A 600-nucleotide genomic window follows, 5' to 3' on the forward strand; every position below is an offset into this window, starting at 1 on the left:
TTGGTGCCCCAAAAGCGCTTGTTGGGCGTCCGCGGCGTCTTGCGAGACGTGACCTGCAGGACGTCGAGAATTTTGCTGTCCCAGGTGCAAAGCGAAAACAGGACCAGATAGGCAGCAGGGGCCATCAGCAGTGCAGCGAAATGGTTCGTGACCAGCCAACTGATAATTGTCAGTCCGATGATCAGAACAACGGCCATGTAAGGTATGCCCCAAAGCGTCGGAGAGCGGGTCAGTCCGATCACCAAAGGCGTCAAAGCTGGCTTCTCGTCCTGAAAGTCGCTCATCAGTTGCCGCCTACCGACGAAATCATCTGGTCAACGATGGCAGGGGCGCCGAACACGAGACCGATGCCAAGAACGACCGCTCCGGCGGTCATCCAAGACAATCGACCGGCAAAAGCAAGGAAGCCGAGACCGATGACCGCAATGATTGCCATCAGACGTCCGAAGGGTCCGGTGATGAAGTCAACGATCATCTGCACGGCAGTTTGCAGTGGCCCAAATGCACCCGTGCCGCCACCGGCCTGGGCTAATGCGTGATCGGCGCTTGCAAGGTGTAGCGCTGTCATCAGGCCGATCATGGCCAATGTTTTCAATGTCC

Annotated in this window: 2 protein-coding genes; both read right to left on the reverse strand. The window is 57.3% G+C overall.

Translation table 11 applies throughout. The features are described 5' to 3' along the window. Positions 1–284, reverse strand: a 284-nt coding sequence (locus E8M78_RS23120) for a VirB3 family type IV secretion system protein (RefSeq protein ID WP_137137291.1), incomplete at its 3' end; no start/stop codon positions are given. Further along, complete coding sequence (locus tag E8M78_RS23125) at positions 284–595, reverse strand: TrbC/VirB2 family protein (RefSeq protein WP_246658464.1); 312 nt, start codon at positions 593–595, stop codon at positions 284–286. The genes E8M78_RS23125 and E8M78_RS23120, both read right to left, overlap by 1 nt. Between the last annotated feature and the right edge of the window lie 5 nt (positions 596–600).

Origin of the sequence: Rhizobium sp. FKY42 (assembly GCF_005222835.1) — a bacterium.
Lineage (GTDB): Bacteria > Pseudomonadota > Alphaproteobacteria > Rhizobiales > Rhizobiaceae > Neorhizobium.